Annotated in this window: 23 protein-coding genes; 11 read left to right on the top strand and 12 right to left on the bottom strand. The window is 61.8% G+C overall.

What is annotated here, in order from left to right:
* Window positions 1-25: 25 nt before the first annotated feature.
* Both OC605_RS08680 and OC605_RS08675 read right to left on the bottom strand, forming a co-directional pair.
* Window positions 26-751, bottom strand: a complete 726-nt coding sequence (locus OC605_RS08680) for a 4'-phosphopantetheinyl transferase (protein WP_262136695.1) — start codon at window positions 749-751, stop codon at window positions 26-28.
* A 152-nt stretch (window positions 752-903) separates the two neighbouring features.
* The gene (locus tag OC605_RS08675) at window positions 904-1,695 is read right to left on the bottom strand and encodes a dienelactone hydrolase family protein (protein WP_262136694.1); all 792 of its coding nucleotides are present in this window, start codon (window positions 1,693-1,695) and stop codon (window positions 904-906) included.
* A 143-nt stretch (window positions 1,696-1,838) separates the two neighbouring features.
* Between OC605_RS08675 and OC605_RS08670 the strand changes: the two genes are divergently transcribed.
* The 3 genes from OC605_RS08670 to OC605_RS08660 all read left to right on the top strand — a co-directional run bounded on the left by OC605_RS08670 (window position 1,839) and on the right by OC605_RS08660 (window position 4,611).
* The gene (locus OC605_RS08670) at window positions 1,839-2,444 is read left to right on the top strand and encodes a porin family protein (RefSeq protein WP_262136693.1); all 606 of its coding nucleotides are present in this window, start codon (window positions 1,839-1,841) and stop codon (window positions 2,442-2,444) included.
* A 146-nt stretch (window positions 2,445-2,590) separates the two neighbouring features.
* Window positions 2,591-3,268 carry a response regulator transcription factor gene (locus OC605_RS08665; protein WP_016773623.1) on the top strand — a complete coding sequence of 226 codons (678 nt, stop codon included), beginning with the start codon at window positions 2,591-2,593 and terminating at the stop codon, window positions 3,266-3,268.
* On the top strand, window positions 3,265-4,611 hold the full coding sequence (locus OC605_RS08660; protein WP_024013980.1) for an ATP-binding protein: 1,347 nt from the start codon (window positions 3,265-3,267) through the stop codon (window positions 4,609-4,611). The genes OC605_RS08665 and OC605_RS08660 overlap by 4 nt, the downstream gene beginning before the upstream one ends.
* 95 nt (window positions 4,612-4,706) lie before the next feature.
* On the opposite strand, the gene OC605_RS08655 is transcribed toward OC605_RS08660, so the two are convergent.
* Complete coding sequence (locus OC605_RS08655) at window positions 4,707-5,705, bottom strand: AraC family transcriptional regulator (RefSeq protein WP_262136691.1); 999 nt, start codon at window positions 5,703-5,705, stop codon at window positions 4,707-4,709.
* A 346-nt stretch (window positions 5,706-6,051) separates the two neighbouring features.
* Here OC605_RS08655 and OC605_RS08650 point away from each other — a divergent pair, with 346 nt between their 5' ends.
* A complete protein-coding gene (locus OC605_RS08650) occupies window positions 6,052-7,386 on the top strand; it encodes a dicarboxylate/amino acid:cation symporter (protein WP_186567718.1) in 1,335 nt (444 codons plus the stop codon).
* Window positions 7,387-7,652: 266 nt separating this feature from the next.
* The gene (locus OC605_RS08645; protein ID WP_262136690.1) at window positions 7,653-8,834 is read left to right on the top strand and encodes a CaiB/BaiF CoA transferase family protein; all 1,182 of its coding nucleotides are present in this window, start codon (window positions 7,653-7,655) and stop codon (window positions 8,832-8,834) included.
* A 307-nt stretch (window positions 8,835-9,141) separates the two neighbouring features.
* Here the strand turns inward: OC605_RS08645 and OC605_RS08640 are convergent, their stop codons facing one another.
* Together OC605_RS08640 and OC605_RS08635 are read right to left on the bottom strand one after the other, a co-directional pair.
* On the bottom strand, window positions 9,142-9,636 hold the full coding sequence (locus OC605_RS08640; protein ID WP_024013976.1) for a SprT family zinc-dependent metalloprotease: 495 nt from the start codon (window positions 9,634-9,636) through the stop codon (window positions 9,142-9,144).
* 148 nt (window positions 9,637-9,784) lie between these two features.
* The gene (locus OC605_RS08635) at window positions 9,785-10,387 is read right to left on the bottom strand and encodes a Yip1 family protein (RefSeq protein WP_016773629.1); all 603 of its coding nucleotides are present in this window, start codon (window positions 10,385-10,387) and stop codon (window positions 9,785-9,787) included.
* A gap of 421 nt (window positions 10,388-10,808) precedes the next feature.
* Between OC605_RS08635 and ttcA the strand changes: the two genes are divergently transcribed.
* Window positions 10,809-11,633, top strand: coding sequence for a tRNA 2-thiocytidine(32) synthetase TtcA (gene ttcA / locus OC605_RS08630; RefSeq protein WP_024013975.1), 825 nt, complete (start codon window positions 10,809-10,811; stop codon window positions 11,631-11,633).
* A gap of 167 nt (window positions 11,634-11,800) precedes the next feature.
* Entirely contained in the window at window positions 11,801-12,475 is a 675-nt protein-coding gene (locus OC605_RS08625; RefSeq protein WP_262136689.1) for a DNA-3-methyladenine glycosylase I, read from the top strand.
* Window positions 12,476-12,610: 135 nt separating this feature from the next.
* Here the strand turns inward: OC605_RS08625 and OC605_RS08620 are convergent, their stop codons facing one another.
* The 3 genes from OC605_RS08620 to arsC are packed head-to-tail and all read right to left on the bottom strand — an operon-like array spanning window position 12,611 to window position 13,982.
* Window positions 12,611-13,036, bottom strand: coding sequence for a DUF2069 domain-containing protein (locus tag OC605_RS08620; protein ID WP_076563849.1), 426 nt, complete (start codon window positions 13,034-13,036; stop codon window positions 12,611-12,613).
* On the bottom strand, window positions 13,036-13,632 hold the full coding sequence (wrbA, locus tag OC605_RS08615) for an NAD(P)H:quinone oxidoreductase (protein WP_041479575.1): 597 nt from the start codon (window positions 13,630-13,632) through the stop codon (window positions 13,036-13,038). The genes OC605_RS08620 and wrbA overlap by 1 nt, the downstream gene beginning before the upstream one ends.
* Complete coding sequence (arsC, locus tag OC605_RS08610) at window positions 13,629-13,982, bottom strand: arsenate reductase (glutaredoxin) (RefSeq protein WP_125926502.1); 354 nt, start codon at window positions 13,980-13,982, stop codon at window positions 13,629-13,631. The genes wrbA and arsC overlap by 4 nt, the downstream gene beginning before the upstream one ends.
* A gap of 113 nt (window positions 13,983-14,095) precedes the next feature.
* Here arsC and OC605_RS08605 point away from each other — a divergent pair, with 113 nt between their 5' ends.
* Window positions 14,096-14,560: a TlpA disulfide reductase family protein gene (locus tag OC605_RS08605; protein ID WP_262136688.1), complete on the top strand. Its 465-nt coding sequence runs from the start codon at window positions 14,096-14,098 to the stop codon at window positions 14,558-14,560.
* A gap of 145 nt (window positions 14,561-14,705) precedes the next feature.
* Here OC605_RS08605 and OC605_RS08600 read toward each other — a convergent pair whose 3' ends face one another.
* On the bottom strand, window positions 14,706-15,110 hold the full coding sequence (locus tag OC605_RS08600) for an META domain-containing protein (protein WP_262136687.1): 405 nt from the start codon (window positions 15,108-15,110) through the stop codon (window positions 14,706-14,708).
* Window positions 15,110-15,544, bottom strand: coding sequence for a hypothetical protein (locus OC605_RS08595; RefSeq protein WP_039757838.1), 435 nt, complete (start codon window positions 15,542-15,544; stop codon window positions 15,110-15,112). Before OC605_RS08595 ends, OC605_RS08600 begins: the two co-directional genes overlap by 1 nt.
* 134 nt (window positions 15,545-15,678) lie before the next feature.
* On the opposite strand from OC605_RS08595, the gene OC605_RS08590 reads away from it, so the two are divergent.
* Complete coding sequence (locus tag OC605_RS08590; protein ID WP_262136685.1) at window positions 15,679-16,137, top strand: hypothetical protein; 459 nt, start codon at window positions 15,679-15,681, stop codon at window positions 16,135-16,137.
* A gap of 5 nt (window positions 16,138-16,142) precedes the next feature.
* On the opposite strand, the gene OC605_RS08585 is transcribed toward OC605_RS08590, so the two are convergent.
* Window positions 16,143-17,132 (bottom strand): 2-hydroxyacid dehydrogenase, encoded by a 990-nt coding sequence (locus OC605_RS08585; protein WP_262136684.1) that lies wholly within the window; start codon window positions 17,130-17,132, stop codon window positions 16,143-16,145.
* An 81-nt stretch (window positions 17,133-17,213) separates the two neighbouring features.
* Window positions 17,214-19,967 (bottom strand): response regulator, encoded by a 2,754-nt coding sequence (locus OC605_RS08580; RefSeq protein WP_262136683.1) that lies wholly within the window; start codon window positions 19,965-19,967, stop codon window positions 17,214-17,216.
* Window positions 19,968-20,173: 206 nt separating this feature from the next.
* On the opposite strand from OC605_RS08580, the gene OC605_RS08575 reads away from it, so the two are divergent.
* The gene (locus tag OC605_RS08575; RefSeq protein WP_016773641.1) at window positions 20,174-20,896 is read left to right on the top strand and encodes a response regulator transcription factor; all 723 of its coding nucleotides are present in this window, start codon (window positions 20,174-20,176) and stop codon (window positions 20,894-20,896) included.
* On the top strand, window positions 20,883-22,292 hold the full coding sequence (locus tag OC605_RS08570) for a sensor histidine kinase (protein ID WP_262136682.1): 1,410 nt from the start codon (window positions 20,883-20,885) through the stop codon (window positions 22,290-22,292). The genes OC605_RS08575 and OC605_RS08570 overlap by 14 nt, the downstream gene beginning before the upstream one ends.
* The last annotated feature ends 67 nt before the right edge of the window (window positions 22,293-22,359 follow it).

Below are 22,359 nucleotides of genomic sequence, written 5' to 3'. Positions count from 1 at the left end.
AGGACCATGCAGGCAATGCAAGACTTCAGGCTTGAATGCTGACCAGACTCAACAACTGCCCATCCTGCACTGCAAACTGCGCCTCCAGCTCCGATCCGTTGCGCCATTCGCTGGACAAATCAGTCAGCAACCGCAGCCTGACCTGACCCGCCGCAGTCCATTCCAGCACTTCGGCATGCTCGAAATAAAAGCGCTGCTGCACGATCGGGTACAGCGCTTTGAATAAACTCTCTTTCACCGAAAACGTCAGGGTCACCCGCAGCGCCAATTGCTCCTGCGAGCCTGCCGCCATGCGCTGCAATTCCGCCGGGGTGAGAATTTCCCCGGCCAGACGTTCGGCGCGCTCGTGGCTCAACAGGTTTTCCAGATCCATGCCCAAGCCGCGCCAGTGCTGTTTGTTGGCGACAATCGCCGCCGCACGGCCAGTGCTGTGGGTGATCGAACCGCAGATGTGCGCCGGCCAAACCGGCGCGCGGTCTTCGCCAATCGGCGGGACGATATTCAGGCCTTCGAGTTGTTGCAGCGCGGCCCGCGCGCAGATGCGTCCAGCGAGAAACTCGGCCTGGCGCTTGGCCACCGAGCGCTGAATGCTCGGCGGCGCCGGCACAGCGCTGCGCTGGAAGTCATCGCCAAGCAGGCGTGCCGGGTCGAAGTGGGTACTGAGCAGCACGGTATCGACCAGGACCGTCGGCAACGGCCAATGGCTGTCGAGCGCAGTGCAGCAGGCGGGCAGGGCGGGGGTGGTATGCATGGCGGGCATTTTGCCGGTTAGTCGGGGCGAGGTCGAGATCGGCGGTGAAGCCTTCGCGAGCAGGCTCGCTCCCACAAGGGATCTTCTGGGCGACAGATATCCGGTGTGGGAGCGAGCCTGCTCGCGAAAGCCGCGCCTCGGTCTTTACTGACTCAACCGAAAATCTTCTTGAAGAACGCCTGCATATCCGCCCACGACTTTTCATCCGCCGCCTTGTTGTAACCAATGTCCGGCCCGCCATGCTCGCCATGGCTCAGGCGATCGGCATCCGGGTTGCTGAAACCATGCTTGGCGCCATCCAGACTGACGAACTGGTAGTCCGCCCCGGCCTTGTCCATCTCCGACTTGAACGCGGTGACGTGGTCCTGAGTGACCATGCTGTCCAGCGCACCGTGCTCGACGAGGATTTTCGCCTTGACGCTGCCCGGAGTCGCCGGGGTCTTGGTTGCCAGCGCGCCATGGAAACTCACCACGCCGGCCAGCGGCACACCCTGACGCGCCGCATTCAGCACCACGGCGCCACCGAAGCAATAGCCGATGGCGGCGATCCTGTTCGGGTCGGTCTGCTTTTGCTTCTTCAACAGATCGAGCCCGGCGGCGAAGCGCTTGCTCGCCGCATCGGCGTCCTTGGTCGCTGCCTGCATGAACGCCATGGCGTCTTTCGGGTGCTCGGTGTTTTTGCCGTCGCCGTACATATCGATGGCCAGCGCGCTGTAGCCGAGTTCGGCGAGATCCCGCGCGCGGCGCTTGGCGTAATCGTTCAGCCCCCACCATTCGTGGACCACGACAACGCCGGGGCGTGGGCCTTTGATCGCGTCGTCATAGGCGTAGTAGCCGATCAGTTGGCTGCCGTCGGCGCTTTGGTAGGGAATTTCTTCAGTCTTGATCGCAGCCTGGGTGAAGCTGCTGACTGCCAGCAAAGTGAGGGCGAGGAACAGGCGCATGGTCGGGTCTCCTTATTGAAAGTGGTCAGAACAGCCTAGTCGATCCGGTTCAGGTCAGGTTCAGAGACGGTTCAGGGGCCGTACAGGGGCGGCTCAGTAACCTTGCGCCATACCCAAACAGCACTGTGAAAGAGGAAATACCCATGACTCGTATCAACAAACTGCTGCTGGCTTTTACCCTGTTAGGCTCCAGCATCGCGGCGAACGCCGACGACACCAGCAACTTCGCCGGCCTGACGTTCGGCCAGACCAGCGACAAGATCGACAAGTCCCACGCGCTCAACAACAATCTCGGCAACCCCAACGTCACCGGGGCCATCGACGGCAACAACACCTACGGCATGCGCCTCGGTCAGCAAAACAGCCAGGGCCGCTACTACGCCACCTACGACAACGTCTCCGGCTCGCACAATGGCGTTAAACTGCGCCAGGAAAATCTGCTCGGCAGCTATGACCTGTTCTACCCGGTGGGCGGCAGCACCAAGTTGTTCGGTGGCGCCACGGCCGGTCTGACCAAGCTGACGCAGGATTCGCCAGGTTTCAGCCGTGACAGCGATATCGGTTACGCCATCGGTGGCCAGGTGGGTGTGTTGCAGCAAGTTTCGCAGAACACCTCGATAGAACTCGGTTACCGTTACCTGCGCAGCAACGCCAGCACCGAAATGAAAGAGAGCGGCGGCAGCAAACAGGGCTCGCTGGACTTGACCAGCAGCGCGCAGACCTACCTGTCGGCCAACTACTATTTCTAAGCGGTTGCCGCCGATTGAAGTGTGGGAGCGAGCCTGCTCGAAAGGGGTGTATCAGCCGACATTTGCTTGGCTGATCCACCGGATTCGCGAGCAGGCTCGCTCCCACAGGTAGTTGCCTGGAGAGTTCAAGTGATAGGGAGAAAGGCATGAAACTGTTGGTCGTCGAAGACGAGGCGCTGTTGCGTCATCACCTGCAAACCCGCCTGACGGAAAGCGGTCATGTGGTCGAGTCCGTGGCCAATGCCGAGGAGGCGCTGTACCAGACCGGTCAGTACAACTTCGATCTGGCGGTGATCGATCTCGGCCTGCCGGGCATGGGCGGCCTCGACCTGATCCGCCAGTTGCGCTCGGGCGGCAAGACCTTCCCGATCCTGATCCTCACCGCGCGCGGCAACTGGCAGGACAAGGTCGAAGGGCTCGCCGCCGGTGCCGACGATTACGTGGTCAAGCCGTTCCAGTTCGAAGAGCTCGATGCGCGCCTGAACGCATTGCTGCGCCGCTCCAGCGGCTTCACCCAGTCGACCATCGTCGCCGGGCCGTTGCTGCTCGACCTCAATCGCAAACAGGCCAGCCTCGATGAGCAACCGCTGGCGCTGACTGCTTACGAATACCGCATCCTCGAATACCTCATGCGCCACCATCAGCAGGTGGTGCCCAAGGATCGCTTGATGGAGCAGCTCTATCCGGACGATGACGAGCGCGATCCGAATGTCATCGAAGTGCTGGTCGGCCGTCTGCGCCGCAAGCTCGAAGGCCCGGCCGGGTTCAAGCCGATCGACACCGTGCGCGGCCTTGGCTACCTGTTCAATGAGCGCTGCACTTGATCCGTTCTCTTCGCGTTCGCTTGATGCTCGCCGCCACCACGTTGGCGGTGTTGTTCATGCTCGCTTTGTTGCCGGCGATGCAGGGCGCGTTCAGCCTTGCCTTGCAGGACTCGATCGAACAACGCCTGGCCTCCGACGTCACCACATTGATCTCCGCCGCACGGGTGGAGAACGGTCGGCTGGTGATGCCGTCGCAATTGCCCGACGAGCGTTTCAACCTCACCGATTTCCGCTTGCTCGGCTATATCTACGACCGCGACGGCAAACTGGTGTGGCGCTCGAAAGCCACCCAGGAAGAACAGATCAACTACAAACCGCGCTACGACGGCCTCGGCAACGAGTTCGCGCGGATTCGTGAAGCCAGCGGTCAGGAGTTCTTCGTCTACGACGTCGAAGTCAAATTGCTCGGCGGCAAAAGCGCAGCGTTCAGCATCGTCGCTCTGCAACCGGTGCGCGAATACGAAACCACCCTCGAAGGCCTGCGCGAAAATCTCTATCTAGGCTTCGGCGCGGCATTGCTGGTCTTGCTGGCGCTGCTCTGGATCGGCCTGACCTGGGGCCTCAAGGCCTTGCGCCGCTTGAGCCAGGAACTCGACGAAATCGAAGGCGGTACCCGCGAAAGCCTGACGGAAAAACACCCGCGTGAACTGCTGCGCCTGACCGGCTCGCTCAACCGCTTGCTGCTCAGCGAACGCCAGCAACGCAGCCGCTACCGCGACTCCCTGGACGACCTCGCCCACAGCCTGAAAACCCCGTTGGCGGTACTGCAAGGCGTCAGCGAAGACATGGCCCAGCGCCCGGAAGACCGCGATCAGGCCTGGGTGCTGCAAAGTCAGATCGAACGCATGAGCCAGCAGATCAGCTACCAATTGCAACGGGCCAGCCTGCGCAAAAGCGGCCTGGTGCGCCATCAGGTGCGCCTGCAACCAGTGCTCAAAAGCCTCTGCGACACGCTGGACAAGGTCTACCGCGACAAACACGTGCGCGTGACCTTTGATCTGCCCGAGCACTGCTACGTGCCGATCGAGCAGGGCGCCTTGCTGGAAATGCTCGGCAACCTGCTGGAAAACGCCTACCGCCTGTGCCTCGGCGAAGTGCGGGTCAGCGTGCGCGAGTCCTTGGCCGGGATCGAATTGTGCGTCGAGGATGATGGCCCGGGCGTGCCACTCGATCAGCGTGCGCGGATTCTTGAGCGTGGCGAACGCCTGGATGCCCAGCATCCCGGGCAGGGCATCGGGCTGGCGGTGGTCAAGGACATCATCGAAAGCTACAACGCGCGTTTGGCTTTGGGTGATTCACCGATGGGCGGGGCGGCGTTCAGGATTCATTTTCCTGCGGTGTGAAGGTTGGCAGTGCCAGCCTCTTCGCGAGCAGGCTCGCTCCCACCTTGAAACGCATTCTCCTGTGGGAGCGAGCCTGCTCGCGAAGGCGTCTGACTTCACAACTCCTGCGCCCGATAAGCCCCCGGTGTCAGCCCCGTCCATTTCTTGAACGCCCGGTGAAACGCCGAAGGCTCAGAGAACCCGAGCTGCTCGGCAATCTGCTGCAACGACAGATCCGCGCGGCCCAGATGGTAGATGGCGATATCCCGCCGCAGTTGATCTTTCAGCTCCTGAAAACTGGTGCCTTCCTCGCGCAAATGCCGGCGCAAGGTCTGCGGGCTGATATGCAGATGCGCCGCAACCGCTTCCAGATCAGGCCAGTGCGCAGCGTCGCGGCTGAGCAAGCGGCGCAGGCGGCTGCTCAGGCTGTCGCCGTCGTCCGGGCGCGAGAGCAGGTCGGCGGGGGAGCGTTCGAGAAAATGCTTGAGCGTGCGTTCGTCCTGCAACAGCGGCATGGCCAGGTAGCGACTGTGAAACAGCAGGCTGCTCTGCTCGGCATCAAAGGTCAGCGGGCAGGGGAACAGCAGATCGTATTCGCCGCCGTGCTCGGGGCGCGGATAGCTGAAAGTCGCTTGCTCCAGGCGAATGCGCTGGCCGATCAGCCAACTGCCGAGGCGGTGCCAGATCACCAATAGACTCTCGCTGAGAAAGTGATCCGGGTCCCACCACTGCGCGTCGTCCAGGCTCAAACGCACCCATTCGTCTTCACGGCGCAGGGTCAGGCATGGGGCGTCGGGGAACAGGCTGTAGAACAACAAGCCACGTTGCAGAGCCTTCTCCAGATTGCGGCAGTGAATCGAGGCGTGGCACATCATGGCGAAGCTGCCGGGCTTGCTCGGGGCGTTACCGAAACCCAGGTATTCGTCGTCCAGCGCCAGCCACAAGCCCTGAATCAGCCGGGTGAACTGCTCCGGGGCAATCCGCGCGCGGGGCTCGTCGAGCAATTCCGCGCTGATCCCAAGTTGCTGCAACAGGCCTGAATAATCCAGGCCGCGCCGGCGTGCACCGCCAAGGGCGGCACGGGCGAAATGGCTGGCGATGGTGCGTTCGCGCATAAGCGGCAATCCTTGTTCAGGCACCGATCGTAACGGCGGGCCGGCAACGCAACAAGGCGGATTTCCGCCAAATTGCAGGACGCCGAACGCTCAGTTGGCGGAAATCCGCCATGCCTCAAGTCACTGATTGGTGACAGGAAAATCCCGCAGCCCCTGATATCAAAAGGCTTGCTGCCATTCGCACCAATCTGGCACGACGTTTGCGATACAAGCGACAGAAGCGTGCATTTCTCCGCCCGGAAAGATGCCGTTCCAACAACAAATCCCTCCAGTGCAGGAGGGTTCGCAATTAAGGTTCAGCGCTCGACAGATGGATGTTGCCGCTGGACGCTTGAGGAAACCTGCAATGACGACTCGTCAGCCACTGTACAAATCCCTGTATTTCCAGGTGATCGTTGCCATCGCCATCGGCATCCTGCTTGGTCACTTCTATCCGCAGACCGGTGTGGCCCTCAAGCCACTGGGTGACGGCTTCATCAAGCTGATCAAAATGGTCATCGCCCCGATCATCTTCTGTACTGTTGTCAGCGGCATCGCCGGCATGCAGAACATGAAGTCGGTGGGCAAGACCGGCGGCTACGCGCTGCTGTACTTCGAAATCGTTTCCACCATTGCCCTGCTGATCGGTCTGGTCGTGGTCAACGTTGTGCAGCCGGGCGCCGGCATGCACATCGACGTCACCACCCTCGACGCCTCGAAAATCGCCACCTACGTGACGGCCAGTAAAGACCAGAGCATTGTCGGTTTCCTCCTCAATGTGATCCCGAACACCATCGTTGGCGCGTTCGCCACCGGTGACATCTTGCAAGTGCTGATGTTCTCGGTGATCTTCGGCTACGCCCTGCATCGCCTGGGTTCGTACGGTCGTCCGCTGCTGGACATGATCGATCGCTTCGCCCACGTGATGTTCAACATCATCAACATGATCATGAAACTGGCGCCGCTGGGTGCTTTCGGTGCCATGGCGTTCACCATCGGTGCCTACGGTGTCGGCTCGCTGGTGCAACTGGGCCAGTTGATGATCTGCTTCTACATCACCTGCGTCCTGTTCGTCGTGCTGGTGCTGGGTGCGATCTGCCGGGCTCACGGTTTCAGCGTGTTCAAGCTGGTGCGCTACATCCGTGAAGAACTGTTGATCGTACTGGGCACCTCTTCGTCGGAATCGGCACTGCCACGCATGCTGATCAAGATGGAGCGTCTGGGCGCGAAGAAATCGGTTGTTGGTCTGGTGATCCCGACCGGTTACTCGTTCAACCTCGACGGTACTTCGATCTACCTGACCATGGCCGCCGTGTTCATCGCCCAGGCGACCGATACGCACATGGACATCACCCACCAGATCACTCTGCTGCTGGTACTGCTGCTGTCCTCCAAAGGCGCGGCGGGTGTGACCGGTTCGGGCTTCATCGTGCTGGCCGCGACACTGTCGGCAGTAGGTCACCTGCCGGTTGCCGGTCTGGCGCTGATCCTCGGTATCGACCGCTTCATGTCCGAAGCCCGCGCCCTGACCAACCTGGTCGGTAACGCGGTAGCGACCATCGTCGTGGCCAAGTGGGTCAAGGAACTGGACACCGATCAACTGCAGACCGAGCTGGCTTCCGGTGGTCGCGGTATCTCCGACGAGCGTGAAGAAGACGACCTGGGTGTGGCTGAAGGCCCAATCCCGAGCAATGTGAAGTAAATACAAGAACTGCGCATCAGTACGATGTGAAGTTGTAAAAAATCCCTTGTGGTGAGGGATTTACCCCCGATGAACCGCACAGCGGCCTCTTCTTCCAATTCCAGAGAAGGGGCCGCTTCGCGACCCATCGGGGATAAATCCCCTCGCCACAGGGGTTTTTTCTTGCCCAGGATTTGAGCGCAACGGTCACACCTGCTGACATTTGCGGTGATTGCCGCATCGACAATGGCTGCCTAGGCTGAGTGCATCGCCCAAGGAGTTCGCCCATGTCTGCACCGCTGGCCTCACTGAAGATTCTCGATTTCTCCACCTTGCTGCCGGGGCCGTTCGCCTCGTTGCTGCTGGCGGACATGGGCGCCGAGGTGCTGCGCATCGAATCGCCAACCCGTATGGATCTGCTGCGGGTGCTGCCGCCGCATGATGGCGCGGTATCGGCCAGCCACGCCTATCTGAACCGCAACAAGCGCAGCCTGGCGCTGGATCTGAAACAGCCCGAAGCGCTGCAGATCATCAAGCAACTGCTGGGCGAGTACGACATCGTGCTCGAGCAGTTTCGCCCCGGGGTGATGGATCGTCTGGGCCTGGGTTATGAGGCATTGAAGGCGATCAATCCAAAGCTGATTTATGTGTCGATCAGCGGTTACGGCCAGAGCGGGCCGTACAAGGAACGCGCCGGGCATGACATCAACTATCTCGCGCTGGCGGGACTCGCCAGCTACACCGGGCGCGCCGACAGCGGGCCGTTGCCGCTGGGCATGCAGGTGGCGGACGTGGCGGGCGGCTCGCTACACGGAGTGATCGGCTTGCTGGCTGCGGTGATCGCCCGCCAGCAAACCGGGCAGGGCACCCATCTGGATGTGAGCATGACCGATTGCGCGTTCAGCCTGAACGCCATGGCCGGCGCGAGTTATCTGGCCTGCGGCGCGGAACCGGGCCGGGAAGACCAGATGCTCAATGGCGGCAGCTTTTACGATTATTACCGCACCCGGGATGGGCGCTGGATGTCGGTGGGCAGTCTGGAGCCGGCCTTCATGCAGCAAATGTGCACGGCGCTGGGCCGGCCGGAACTGGCCGCGCAAGGGTTGTCGCCCAAGCCTGAGCAACAACAGGCCTTGAAAGAGGCATTGCGCGTCGAATTCGAACGGCATGATTTTGCAGAACTGTGTGAGTTGTTCGCCGGGGTCGATGCCTGTGTCGAGCCGGTACTGAGTCTGGGCGAGGCGCTGCGCCATCCGCAGTTGCAGGCGCGGGATCTGGTAACGCAGGTGCCGCGCGGAGATGGCACGACGCAGGCGCAGATGGTCTGTCCGTTGAAATTTTCTGAGGCGTTGCCGGCGCCAAGGCATGTTGGGGCGGGGTTGGGGCAGCATACGGAGGAGGTGTTGGGGGAGTTGGGGTTGAGTGCTGAGCGGATCGCCGAGTTGCGTTCGGCCAAGGTGATTCTGTAGCGCCCATGCCGCCGCCTTCGCGAGCAGGCTCGCTCCCACATTGGAATGCATTCCCCTGTGGGAGAATTGCCGAGTTGCGTTCGGCCAGGGTGATTCTGTAGCGCTCATGCCGCCGCCTTCGCGAGCAGGCTCGCTCCCACATTGAAATGCATTCCCCTGTGGGAGAATTGCCGAGTTGCGTTCGGCCAGGGTGATTCTGTAGCGCTCATGCCGCCGCCTGCGGGCAGGCTCGCTCCCACATTGAAATGCATTCCCTGTGGGAGCGAGCCTGCTCGCGAAGGGGCCAGTCAGGGCACCGCAGAACTGACTATTCCACCCGCATCTCACCACTGAACACCAGCGTACTGCGGCAGCGCCGGCACAGATACCGCCGCCCTTGCCGCACCAGACCATGGCGCTGGGCGGTAAACGGGAAATCACTGTCGGGGCACGGGCATTTGTAGATATAGCGGGTCACGCTGCGCCGCTTGATTTCATAGGTGTGGCAGCGATCCGGCGGCAATTCGTAGACGCCGCGCATGATCAGTTGCCACTCCTCGCCATGGGGCTGGATGCGGTCGCCGAACAGTTGATGAGCGATCAGGTGAGCGACTTCGTGTGCCACGGTCTGCTTGAGGAAGTGCTCGGTGTTTTCCCGGTACAGCTGCGGGTTGAAGCGCAGCAGGTTCTCGTGCAGATGCGCGACACCGGCTTTCTGCCCGCGCAGCTTGAGGCTGACGACGGGGCGTTTGAAGGAGCGTTTGAAAAAGGATTCAGCGAGTTGGTAACAATCTTCGACGCGGGTATTGAGTTGCTCGGGCATGCTTGATGGATCTCCAGAGACGCCGAGTATGCCGCAACCCCGGCGACTTGCGAATCGCTGACCTGCCGAATGGTCGTCGCCCGAACGAGAAGGCCGCCTTGCGGCGGCCTGTATTGGCAGATGTTGTTTTTCTCAGGGAGGAAACAGGTCAGTTGGTATAGACCGGGCCGACACCCAGGCCCCAGACAATCACGGTGAACGCCATGATCGCCACCAGCACCACCAGGCCGACGGCGAGCACCGAGCTGGAAAACAGAAAACCTTCATCCGAAGGGATGTTCATGAAGGTCGGCAGGCCGACATACAACAGATACACCGTGTAGCAGATGGCCGCTGTGCCGACGATCATCCCCAGCCACATGTGCGGATACAGTGCCGCCAGACCGCCGACGAACAACGGTGTCGCGGTGTATGTGGCAAAGGCCACGCAACGGGCCAGGCTTGGATTGGCGTCATAGGTGCGCGCCATCCAGTGCACGAAGGCGCCCATCACCGCGACCCCGCCGAGCATCGCCAGGTACGACATGATGGTCATCCACAAGGCGCTTTCGAACGTGAGCATCACCGGCGCGCGATTGCCGATCACCCAACCGACCTGGGTCGTGCCGATGAACGCCGACACAGCGGGGATCGCCGCCAGAATCAGCGTGTGCGTCAGGTACATGTGGCTGATGCTTTCCTCTTGGTCGCCACGGATCTCCTTCCATTCCTGATCGGGGTGGGTAAACAGTCCCACTACGTGATGGATCATGCCATTCACTCCTCTTGTCATTGCCATCGCCCCCCAACGGAGCGCCTACGGGCCAAGATGGCCGAGCAAATACAGGTCTTCAGATGTGTGCGACCTTATGTCGCAGTATAGAAAGGACTCCAGCGCACCGGTATGCCGGGCTTAGAGCAAATCGCGCTGTAAACGGGGTGGGTAATCGCCTCGGAGTCTTGCGGTGAAGGCATTTATGAGGTTGAAACACTTTTGTGGCGAGGGGATTTATCCCCGTTCGGCTGCGCAGCAGTCGCCAGGCCATTCACCGAGCAGTGTCAGGCAATACCAGTTATCGGGTTTCGGTGCTTCGCAACCCGGCGGGGATGAATCCCCGCGCCACAGATCTTCGCGCTACTGGGGTTTTTGCGTAAAATGCCGGCCTTTCGTCACACCTCACGGATTTCGCGTCATGGGCACTCTTACAGTCAACCAGAACAAACTGCAAAAGCGCCTGCGCCGCCTGGCCGGCGAAGCGGTCGCCGATTTCAACATGATCGAAGACGGCGACAAGGTCATGGTCTGCCTGTCCGGGGGCAAGGACAGCTACACCATGCTTGACGTGCTGATGCACCTGCAGAAGGTTGCACCGATCAAGTTCGACATCGTCGCGGTGAACATGGATCAGAAACAGCCGGGCTTTCCCGAGCACGTGCTGCCGGCCTACCTGAAAGAACTGGGCATCGAGTACCACATCGTCGAGAAGGACACTTACTCGGTGGTCAAGGAACTGGTGCCGGAAGGCAAGACCACCTGTTCGCTGTGCTCGCGCCTGCGTCGCGGCACCCTGTACACCTTTGCTGACGAAATCGGCGCGACGAAAATGGCCCTCGGTCATCACCGCGACGACATCGTCGAAACGTTCTTCCTCAACATGTTCTTCAACGGCACCCTGAAAGCGATGCCGCCGAAGCTGCGCGCCGACGACGGCCGCAACGTGGTGATTCGCCCGCTGGCGTACTGCAACGAGAAGGACATTCAGGCCTACTCGGACCTCAAGCAATTCCCGATCATCCCGTGCAACCTCTGCGGCTCGCAGGAAAATCTGCAGCGCCAGGTGGTCAAGGAAATGCTCCAGGACTGGGACCGCAAGACCCCGGGCCGCACCGAATCGATTTTCCGCAGCCTGCAAAACGTGGTGCCGTCGCAACTGGCCGACCGCAACCTGTTCGACTTCACCAGCCTGAAGATCGACGAGACCGCGGCTTCGCGTTTCGTCAATGTCGTCAATCTGTAAACACAACCTGTAGAAGCGAGCCCTGTGGCGAGGGGATTCACCCCCGCGGGGGCGTGAAGCGGCCCCAAAATCTCGGGGTCTGCTGCGCAGCCCAGCGGGGATGAATCCCCTCGCCACAGGGGCGTGCTTCTGCAGGTGTTATTCATTTCCAAACCTCAGGAGAGGGCATGCGCGATTACAAGTGGCTGCACGAATACTGTCTGAACCGTTTCGGTTCGGCGGCTGAACTGGAAGCCCATCTGCCCGTTCCCAAGACCCCCGCACAACTGCGCAAGATCCGCGACGACCGCTACCTCTCGACCATGGCCCTGCGGGTTTTTCGCGCCGGGCTCAAGCACAGCCTGGTCGACGCCAAGTGGCCGGCGTTCGAAGAGGTGTTCTTCAAGTTCGATCCGGAAAAAGTCGTGCTGATGAGCGCCGAACACCTTGAGCGCCTGATGCAGGACGCGCGGATCATCCGCCATCTGGGCAAACTGAAAAGCGTGCCGCGCAATGCGCAGTTCATTCTCGATGTGGAAAAGGACAAGGGCAGCTTCGGCGCGCTGATCGCCGACTGGCCGGTGACCGATATCGTCGGCCTGTGGATCTACCTGAAAAAGCACGGCCACCAACTCGGCGGGTTGTCGGCGCCACGCTTTTTGCGCATGGTCGGCAAGGACACGTTCGTGCCGAGCTACGACGTGGTCGCGGCGCTGAATGCACAGAAGATCGTCGACAAAGTGCCGACCAGCCAGCGTGATCTGGCGACGGTGCAAAACGCCTTCAACCAATGGCACGAACAGAGTGGCGGACGGCCGATGAGCCAGATTTCGATGATGCTCGCCTATACCGTCAACCATTGAGTCAATCCGATCGTTCCCATGCTCCGCGTGGGAACGCCGCCCGGGACGCTCCGCGTCCCTGAGACGCAGAGCGTCTCTGGATGCATTCCCACGCAGAGCGTGGGAACGATCGGTGTAGCAACTGATGGCGGTTGTTCAGGCGACGCTGATCTCGCCTTCGCCAGCCAATTTGCGATTCAGCTGATAGCGCCAGCGCACATACAACAGCGCCGAGCAGAACACCGCCAGGCTCGCGGCCATTTCCAGCAGGCCGAACAGCTGCCGGTTGGGGTCGTACGCCGCCAGTGCGCCTTTGATGAAATACAGGTTCACCACAAAACACATCCACGAATGGCCACGGGCGCTGCCCATGATCATCGCCGGGGCGAGTACCAGCCACGGGATCAGCTCGACCAGCAGAATCACCCAAGGCCGCGCGCCATGCAGATCGGCGAACACCAGGTAATAAACAGCGAGCAAGCCGGCGAGGGCGAAAAAGCTCAGCAGGCTGAGCACGCGCATCGCCTTCACCCGTGGCTCGAGCCACTCTATCGAGGGCAGGACTTTCGGCTTCTTCGCCATCAGCCCACCAGCTTCTGCGCGGTTTTCGCCAGACGCAGACCGAGTGCGCGACACAGCGCCACTTCATGCTGATCAAGACCGTTCTTGCCGTCGGCACCGGCGTGATGGCTGGCCCCGTACGGCGTGCCGCCACCTTCGGTTTCGAGCAGGGCCGATTCGCTGTAGGGCAGGCCGGTGATCAACATGCCGTGATGCAACAGCGGCAACATCATCGACAACAGCGTGGTTTCCTGACCGCCGTGCAGGCTGGCGGTGGAGGTGAACACGCCGGCCGGTTTGCCGACCAGCGCGCCAGTCAGCCAGAGGTTGCTGGTGCCGTCGAGGAAGTACTTGAGCGGCGCGGCCATGTTGCCGAAACGCGTCGGACTGCCCAAGGCAAGGCCGGCGCAGTTCTTCAAATCATCGAGGCTGGCGTAGAGCGCGCCTTCAGCGGGAATCTCCGCCGCCACCGCTTCGCACTCGGTGGAAATCGCCGGCACTGTGCGCAGACGCGCTTCCATTCCGGCCTGCTCGATACCACGGGCGATTTGCCGGGCCATCTCGTTGGTCGAACCGTTGCGGCTGTAATAGAGAACCAGAATGTACGGCGTGCTCATGGCAACAACTCCAGCACGTTTTCCGGCGGGCGACCGATGACGGCCTTGTCGCCGACTTCCAGAATCGGCCGCTCCATGAGTTTCGGGTGTGCGGCGATGGCGTCGATCAATTGCTGCTCGCTGAGGCTGGCGTCGGCCAGGTTCAGGGTTTTGTATTCCTCTTCACCGCTGCGCAGCAGCTGCCGCGCGCTGATCCCGAGCTTGCCGAGCAGGGCCTTGATCTGCGTGGCGCTGAGCGGCGTTTCCAGGTAGCGCACGACGGTCGGATGCAAGCCGCGGGCTTCGAGCAGTTCCAGCGCGCCGCGGGATTTCGAGCAGCGCGGATTGTGATAAAGCGTCAGATCGGTCATGGCGGGTCGCTTCTGGCGTAAAGTGGCGGCTATTCTAACTGTGCGGCGCGCAATCCAGAACCGTCAGAGGCGATGGGTCGCAGGCGCTTTCGAATTTTCACAAGGAACACGACATGACACGGCGATTGGCAGCGGCATTGACGATTCTCGGGGCGTTGATGCTGGGGGGCTGCGGCAATGATTACGGCATCGACCAGAACGGCCAGAAGGTAGCGTCCGAACGTCTGGACAAACAATGGGTGGTGCTTAACTACTGGGCCGAATGGTGTGGCCCGTGCCGCACGGAAATTCCCGAGTTGAATCATTTGGCTGATGAGCTCAAGAGCAAGAACGTCGGTGTGTTCGGGGTCAACTTCGACAACGTGCAGGGCGCGGAGCTGAAAGAGGCGAGCGAAAAACTCGGCATCAAGTTCACCGTGCTGGCGCAGGATCCGGCCGAGCTGTTCGACTTGCCGCGCAGTGAGGCGCTGCCGGTAACCTTCATCATCGATGACAAGGGCAAGGTGCGTGAGCAGTTGCTGGGCGAGCAGACGGCGGCGGGGGTGATGGCCAAACTGGAGTCGTTGCGGAACAAGTAACCTGTGGCGAGGGGATTCATCCCCGTTGGGCTGCGTAGCAGCCCTGAGTTTGCAGTTCGCCTGGAACTGCGCAGGGGGCCGCTTCGCGACCCAACGGGGATAAATCCCCTCGCCACAGGTAACCCCCTGCGGGCGTAGAAGGGGCTCAGCCCTCTTCCAGCCACCAGCGCAACGGTTTGCCTTCAGCCGGCCAGAAGCGTATCTGCTCGATCGGCGAAATGTCCCAGCGTTCGGCTTTTTCCAGCGCCTGCAAAAAGCGTTGTTCCTGCTCCATCAACGCCGGGGCGCAGAGCTTGCGGGTCTTGCCGATCTTGCCGAAGCTCAGCTTGTCGCCGTCCTGCGTGTACGGCGCGAACCAATGGTTGCAGCCGCCGTTGCCGTAGGCGCGGCCGTCATCGCCGAGGGTCACGGTCAGATGGCTGTAATCCATCAGTGGCCGCTCGCCGATCCATTCCAGAATGTAGCTGCGGTTGTGCTGCAGTTGCACCGGCTCTGCGGCGCAACCGACCAGGCCGACACCGATCAGTGCGGTCAGGGCGAGGCGTTTCATCACGCAGGCTCCTGGCATTTCGGGCACAGGTGCTTGTCGCCCACGGCTTTCCAGCCGAGCTCGGCGATGCGCGCGGTGGCGGCGGGTTTCTCGGCGGTCTTGCCGAGTTTGGCATCCACGGCAAATTCAAAGCTCAGCTCTTTCGCGCAGCTGTCGCAGTTGACCTGCCAGGTGTGGATGGCCAGTTCGCCGAACACCGGGCCTGTGGTCATTGCGGTCCATTGGCCTGGCGGATTGATCAGGTGGCGAACCGTGTCGACGGTCAGGCGCATGGACAAATCCTTGCTGCCTTTGAGCGTGACCAACAGGGCATCGCCGATACGGATCGAGCCACCGTTGCCGGTCACCTGATAGCGGCCCGGAACCAGGGCGCGGCATTCGGTGAGGGTGTGTTGCGGGTTCATCAGGGTGTAGCGGAAATCGTGTTCGACCATGGGTCCTCCAAATATGCGCGACATGCTAGCACGGGCTCGATTGCAGAATGATGCACGCGTGCGACCTTCGATCCGGTTCAAATGCGCCGGCAGTCATGGCAAACTGCCGGCCCCCGAATCTGAAGGAACGGAACATGGCGCTGATCGAATGTTATGAATGCAAGCGGAGCATCAGTTCCGAAGCGCTGGTGTGCATTCACTGCGGCGCGCCGATGGCCGAGCACGCCGCAATGCAGGCGCAATCGACGGCGGCACCGGTGCAAGCCTCGACGATTTCCTTCGGCAGCCTGCCACGCAACAACGCAGTGCCCGAGGCGGTTGCGCCGCCAGTGTCCGAGCCTTTACCCAAAGTGATGCCGGCAGCGGCGGGGCGCCCACGTCGTCAGCAGGCTGCGGAACAGGCCCGCCACGAACAACAACCGCTCAACGCTGATGGCAGCCGCCCGGTGGAGGGCTGGCTGAAAATCATGGTGTTTCTGTTGCCGGCGTTTTTCGTCTGGTTTCTGCTGCGCAACGGCCATTCCAGCAAACAGCGCCTGCTCGGTTTCGGCTGGCTGGGCTTGCTGATCCTGGCGTCTTCGCTGTCCAAGTAAGCGCTTCAACCCTCGACCTGGTTCTGCGGCGCACCCGCCGCCCAGGTCGCGATGTTGTGCAGGGTGGTCGCGGCAATCGCGCCCAATGCTTCGCGGGTCAGAAACGCCTGATGCGCAGTGATGATCACGTTGGGAAACGTCAGCAGACGCGCCAGCACATCGTCCTGCAACGGCAGGTCGGAGCGATCCTCGAAAAACAGCTGCGCCTCTTCCTCGTAAACATCCAGCCCCAGATAACCGAGTTGGCCGTCCTTCAGCGCGTCGATCAGCGCCGGCGTGTCCACCAGCCCGCCACGCCCGGTGTTGATCAGCATCGCCCCGGCCTGCATGTGCGCCAGTGAGTCGCGATTGATCAGATGCTTGCTCTGTTCGTTGAGCGGGCAATGCAGGCTGATGATCCGCGACTGCGCGAGCAATTCCGGCAGGCTCAGATAACGTGCGCCCAACGCCAGCACCTCGGGGTTGGGATACGGATCGTAGGCCAGCAATTCACAGCCGAAGCCGTGCATGATTTTCGCGAAGGTCGCACCAATCTGCCCCGTGCCGACGATGCCGACGGTTTTGCCGACCAGATCGAAACCGGTCAGGCCATGCAGGCTGAAATCGCCTTCGCGGGTGCGGTTGTAGGCACGGTGCAAGCGACGATTGAGGGCGAGGATCAGCGCCACGGCATGTTCGGCCACGGCATGCGGCGAGTAGGCCGGCACACGAACCACGGCCAGGCCAAGGCGTTTCGCCGCTGGCAGGTCGACATGGTTGTAACCCGCCGAACGCAGGGCAATCAGCCGCGTGCCGCCGGCAGCAAGGCGTTCCAGCACCGGGGCGCTGAGGTCGTCATTGATGAACGCGCAGACCACTTCGTGCTGCTCGGCCAATGCCGCCGTATCGAGGCTGAGCCGCGCCGCTTGAAAATGCAGTTCAAGCCCGGCCGGGCAGTCGGCGGCGAGGAAGCTGTCGTGATCGTAGGTCTGGCTGCTGAAAATGATTGTGCGCATGAATCCTCCTGGAACATCGACGCGGGCCGCAACGGCCCGCGACAACTGTAACGCTTTGCGCGCGCCGTGCCTTGCCGCAGGTCAGGCGCTGATGCGCGCCTGCGCCGCGAGTCGATTGATCGAGCGCTCCAGTTCATCCAGTGCGGCAGCGGCTTTCGGATCGTCCTGCTTGAGCAGGGTTTCGCTGCGCTGGCAGGCGGCGCGCAGTTGCGGCACGCCGCAATAACGGGTGGCGCCATGCAAACGGTGCACGCGTTCGAGCAGGGCATTCTGGTCGTGGCTGTCACGCGCGGCGCGTATCGCTTCGCGGTCGGCTTCCAGCGACGCCAGCAGCATGGCGAGCATGTCCGCCGCCAGATCCGCCTTGCCGGCCGCCAGACGCAAGCCTTCTTCGTGATCGAGCACCGGCAGTTCCTGCTGATTCGCCGCGCTGTCGCCGTTGCGCTCCGGCGCCTGATTGCGCAGGGCCAGTCCGGTCCACTTCAACACCACCTGCGCCAGTTGCCGCTCGCTGATCGGTTTGGTCAGGTAGTCGTCCATGCCGCTTTGCAGCAGCGCGCGTTTTTCGTTGGCCATGGCGTGGGCGGTGAGGGCAACGATCGGCAGCGGTGTGCAATGCCGCTCGCTTTCCCACTGGCGAATGGTTTCAGTGGTCTGGCGGCCGTCCATGCCGGGCATCTGCACGTCCATCAACACCAGATCGAAAGATTCGCTCTGCACCGCTTTGACTGCTGCGTAACCGCTTTCCACCGCGAGCACGCGGGCGCCCATGTCTTCGAGCAGGGTCTGCACCAGCAACAGATTCGCCGGGTTGTCGTCGACACACAGCACGCGCGGCGCACGGCTCGATAATGGCTCGCCCGGTTCGCTGCGGGTCTGGCGCGGATTGACCAGATCGGACAGCGCCCGGCGCAATTTGCGCGTACACGCCGGTTTGGCCTGAAGCTGGCTGTGCGGGTTGGGCACCGACAGGTGAAACAGCGTCTGTTCGGTGGTCGGGCACAGCACCAGCACTTTGCAGCCCAAATGTTCAAGGTCCCAGATGTGCTGATTCAAACGCTCCGGGAGCATGTCGTTGCTGGTGATGCCGATCACTGCCAGATCGATCGCCTGATCGGTCTGATGCGCGCCGGTGACGCCATTGCTCAGGCTCTCCAGAGTATTGAACGGCGTAACTTGCAGTCCGCAGTCTTCCAGCTGATGTTGCAAGGCCTGACGCGCCAGTTCGTGATTTTCCAGCACCGCCACACGGCGCCCGAGCAATGGCGCGGCGGGCAGGTCTTCGGCGTCGTCGCGGGTCTTGGGCAGGCTCAGGCTGATCCAGAATTCCGAACCTTCGCCCGGCGTGCTGTCGACGCCGATCTCGCCGCCCATCTGCTCGATCAGGCGCTTGGAGATCACCAGCCCCAGGCCGGTGCCGCCGGGTTGGCGCGACAGCGAATTATCCGCCTGACTGAAAGCCTGGAACAGCGCGCGGACATCCTGACTCGACAGACCGATGCCGGTGTCCTGAATGCTGATGCGCAGTTGCACGCTGTCTTCGTGTTCGTCTTCGAGCATCGCCCGGGCGACGATGGTGCCTTCGCGGGTGAACTTGATGGCGTTGCTGACCAGATTGGTGAGGATCTGCTTCAAGCGCAGCGGATCGCCGACCAGCGACAGCGGCGTATCGCGATAGACCAGGCTGACCAGCTCAAGCTGCTTGGCGTGCGCGGCCGGAGCGAGGATGGTCAGGGTGTCCTGCAACAGGTCGCGCAGGTTGAACGGAATGTGATCGAGTACCAGTTTGCCGGCCTCGATCTTCGAGAAGTCGAGAATCTCGTTGATGATTCCCAACAGGCTGTCGGCGGACTTTTCGATGGTGCCCAGATAGTCGAGCTGGCGCGGGGTCAGTTCGCTTTTCTGCAACAGGTGAGTGAAGCCGAGAATGCCGTTGAGCGGCGTGCGGATCTCGTGGCTCATGTTGGCGAGGAATTCGGATTTGATCCGGCTGGCTTCCAACGCTTCTTTGCGCGCCAGGTCCAGTTCGATGTTCTGGATTTCGATGGTTTCCAGGTTTTGCCGCACGTCCTCGGTGGCCTGATCGACGCTGTGCTGCAATTCTTCGCGAGCGTTCTGCAGGGTGCCGGCCATGCGGTTGATGCCCGAGGCCAGTTCATCCAGTTCCTGGCTGCCGAGGGGCGGCAAGCGGGTTTCCAGATGACCGTCCTTGAGCTGCGCAACTGCTTGTTTGATCTGGCTCAGCGGACGATTGATGGTGCGGCCCATGCGCAACGCGAGGAGGGCGGCGCCGGCAAGTCCGGCGGCGATCAGCAGCAGGCTGGCGAACAGGCTGCGATAGCCGCGCAGCAACATGCCGTTGTGCGACAGCTCCAGCTCGACCCAGCCGAGCAGGCGTTCGGATTCTTCGGGAATGATTTCGCCGGCGAGGTTGCGGTGCTTGCCGAACACCGGCATCAGGTAGCGCGTTGCGTCATTGCCGCTGCGTCGTTGCAGCAGCGCGCTGTCGCCGCTCGGGGCCTGATTGAGCATGGTCGGGCCGGCGTGGGCCAGTGGCGAGCGGTCCGCCGCGAGGAAAGTCACCGCACGCACGTCGGGTTGTTCAAGGGACTGGGTGGCGATGCGTTCAAGCAGATCGGCGTCGCCGTGACCCATCGCCGGAGCCACCAGCGGCGCCAGTTGCTCGGCGATCATTTCGCCGCGCTGCATCAATTGGCTGTGCAGGTCGGTCTGCTGCGTCCAGGTGAAATAGCCACCCAGCACCAGCGCCATCAGGCTGGTCGGCAACAAGGTCAGCAACAGCACGCGACCTTTGATTCCCAGTTTCTTGAGCACGCCTATCTCCCGCATCCCGCTGATCTGTTGACACATGCGTGCATCCGGCACGCGACATGGGCGCAGTGTAGCGATTTGCAGGCGGGCAATCTTGCGGAAAATGCAGCGCCGCCCACGCACTCGTTCGTCCGACAAGCCAAGCTTGTGTTGCCCGCTGTCGGACAATCTTGAATAATCCGCCAACTGAGAATTACTTGCAGATACTCATGACTCCTGTTTCCGTTGGCCAGCCACGCATCCTTTCCATTGAAGACGATCCGGTCCTCGGCGCGTATGTGCACGAGCATCTGGGCCGCAGCGGTTTTCAGGTGACCTGGTGCCAGAACGGCCAGGAAGGTCTGAACATCGCCCAGTGCCAGCCTTTCGACGTGGTGCTGATGGATATTCTGCTGCCGGGGCTCGATGGTCTGCAGTTGTTGACGCAATTGCGGCAGAGCCATTCGACGCCGGTGCTGCTGATGTCGGCGCTGGGTGCCGAGGCCGATCGCATCAGTGGTTTCCGCCTCGGTGCCGATGACTATCTGCCCAAGCCGTTCAGCATGGCCGAGTTGCATGTGCGCATCGAAGCGATCCTGCGCCGCGTGGCCTTGGATCGGCGCCCGCCTGCGGTTACCGCTGCGGTGGTCAGCGGCGCCCTGCGTTTCGATGACGAACAGTGCGATGTGTTTTTCCGCGAGCAAGCGGCCGGGCTGACCCGCAGCGAATTCCGTCTGCTGGAAACCCTGCACCGCAACAACGAGGAGGTGCTGAGCAAGGCCTTCCTTTATCAGCACGTCCTGCAACGCGGCTTTGCGGCGCACGACCGCAGCCTCGACATGCACATCAGCCAGATCCGCCGCAAACTCAAAGCCATCGGTTACACCGAGCGCGAAGTGCGCACGGTGTGGGGCAAGGGCTACGTCTTGAGCGGCGCCGATGAAACTGTCTGAACTGCCGGGGCGGCATTCGCTGTTCTGGAAACTGGCGTGCCTGCTGGTGGCGTTCTGTCTGCTGATGATCTGGTTGAGCTGGTCGTGGGGCCGCTACATGGAGGAGCGCAATCAGTTCCTCTCCAGTGACGCGCGCAGCACCCTCAGCCGTTATGCCGCACAAGCCGAACAAGCGTGGCAGCGCGGCGGGCGCAATGGTGTCGATGACTGGTTGCAGAGCATGGAATTGCGCGAGGCCAGTTGGGTCGGGGTGATCGGCGCTGATTTGCAGTCGCTGAGCAGCCAGCCGTTGAACGCGGCAGAGGTGCAGCACCTGACCTTTTTGCGCGGCCTCGACTGGCCGATCCACAAGAAGGGCCGACCCTGGCTGCGGGTACCGTTCCCTCAGGATCCGGCCGTCGGCATCCTCGTCATCGAGCTGCCTGAACGTTTTATCCCGGGCAAGTACCGGGTGTTCTGGCGCGTCATTACCAACGGCGTGATTCCCGGGCTGTTCACCCTGTTGCTCTGCGTCGGCTTGTACCGCCTGTTGGTGGTGCCGCTGAACAACCTGCGCGAACAGGCCAACGCCTGGCGCGCCGACCAGTTGAATGTGCGCCTGTCGAGCGGCATCACCCAGCGCCCGGATGAACTCGGTGAGCTGGCGCGGGCCTTCGATTCCATGTCCGAGCGCCTGCAAACCACGGTCGCCTTGCAGCAGCAATTATTGCGCGACTTGTCCCACGAACTGCGCACGCCGCTGAGCCGCCTGCGCGTGGCCAGTGAAAGCGAACAGGGCCTGGCGCAATTGCGCGAGCGCATCGGCCGCGAGGTCGACGGCATGCAACGTTTGGTCGAAGACACCCTGCAACTGGCCTGGCTCGACACCGACCGCTCGCCGTTGCCGGATGAAGCGATCCAGATTCAGGCGCTGTGGGAAATGCTCACCGACAACGCCTGCTATGAAAGCGGCTGGCCGAGTCTGCAACTGCAATGCTCGGTCGAGGCATCGTGCTGGGTGCGCGGCAACCTCAATACCCTCGCGCAAGCGCTGGAAAACATCCTGCGCAACGCCATTCGTCACTCGCCCGAGGGCGGCATCGTGCGGCTCGATGGACGGCGCGATGGCGAGTATTGGCATTTGTGGCTGGAGGATCAGGGCGGCGGCGTGGCTGACGAAGATCTGCAGCGAATCTTTTCGCCGTTCATTCGATTGGATGGATCGAGACCCGGGGATGGTGGCTTTGGCCTGGGCTTGAGCATTGCCCGCAACGCGGTGCAACGGCAGGGCGGGTTGCTCTGGGCGGAAAACACGGGGGCGGGGCTGCGGTTGAATTTGCGCTTGCTGGCGGATGATGGTGTTGCCTATACGGACGCCTTCGCGAGCAGGCTCGCTCCCGCAATCGCTGTGCATTAACCGCAAATCGCATAAGCAACATTCATCCCCTGTGGGAGCGAGCCTGCTCGCGAATTCCAAGCAGCAC

The sequence above is a fragment of the Pseudomonas sp. Marseille-Q5117 genome, from assembly GCF_946901175.1.
In the GTDB taxonomy this organism is placed as follows: Bacteria; Pseudomonadota; Gammaproteobacteria; order Pseudomonadales; family Pseudomonadaceae; genus Aquipseudomonas; species Aquipseudomonas iranensis.
This window is presented reverse-complemented; position numbering and strand designations above follow the sequence as displayed.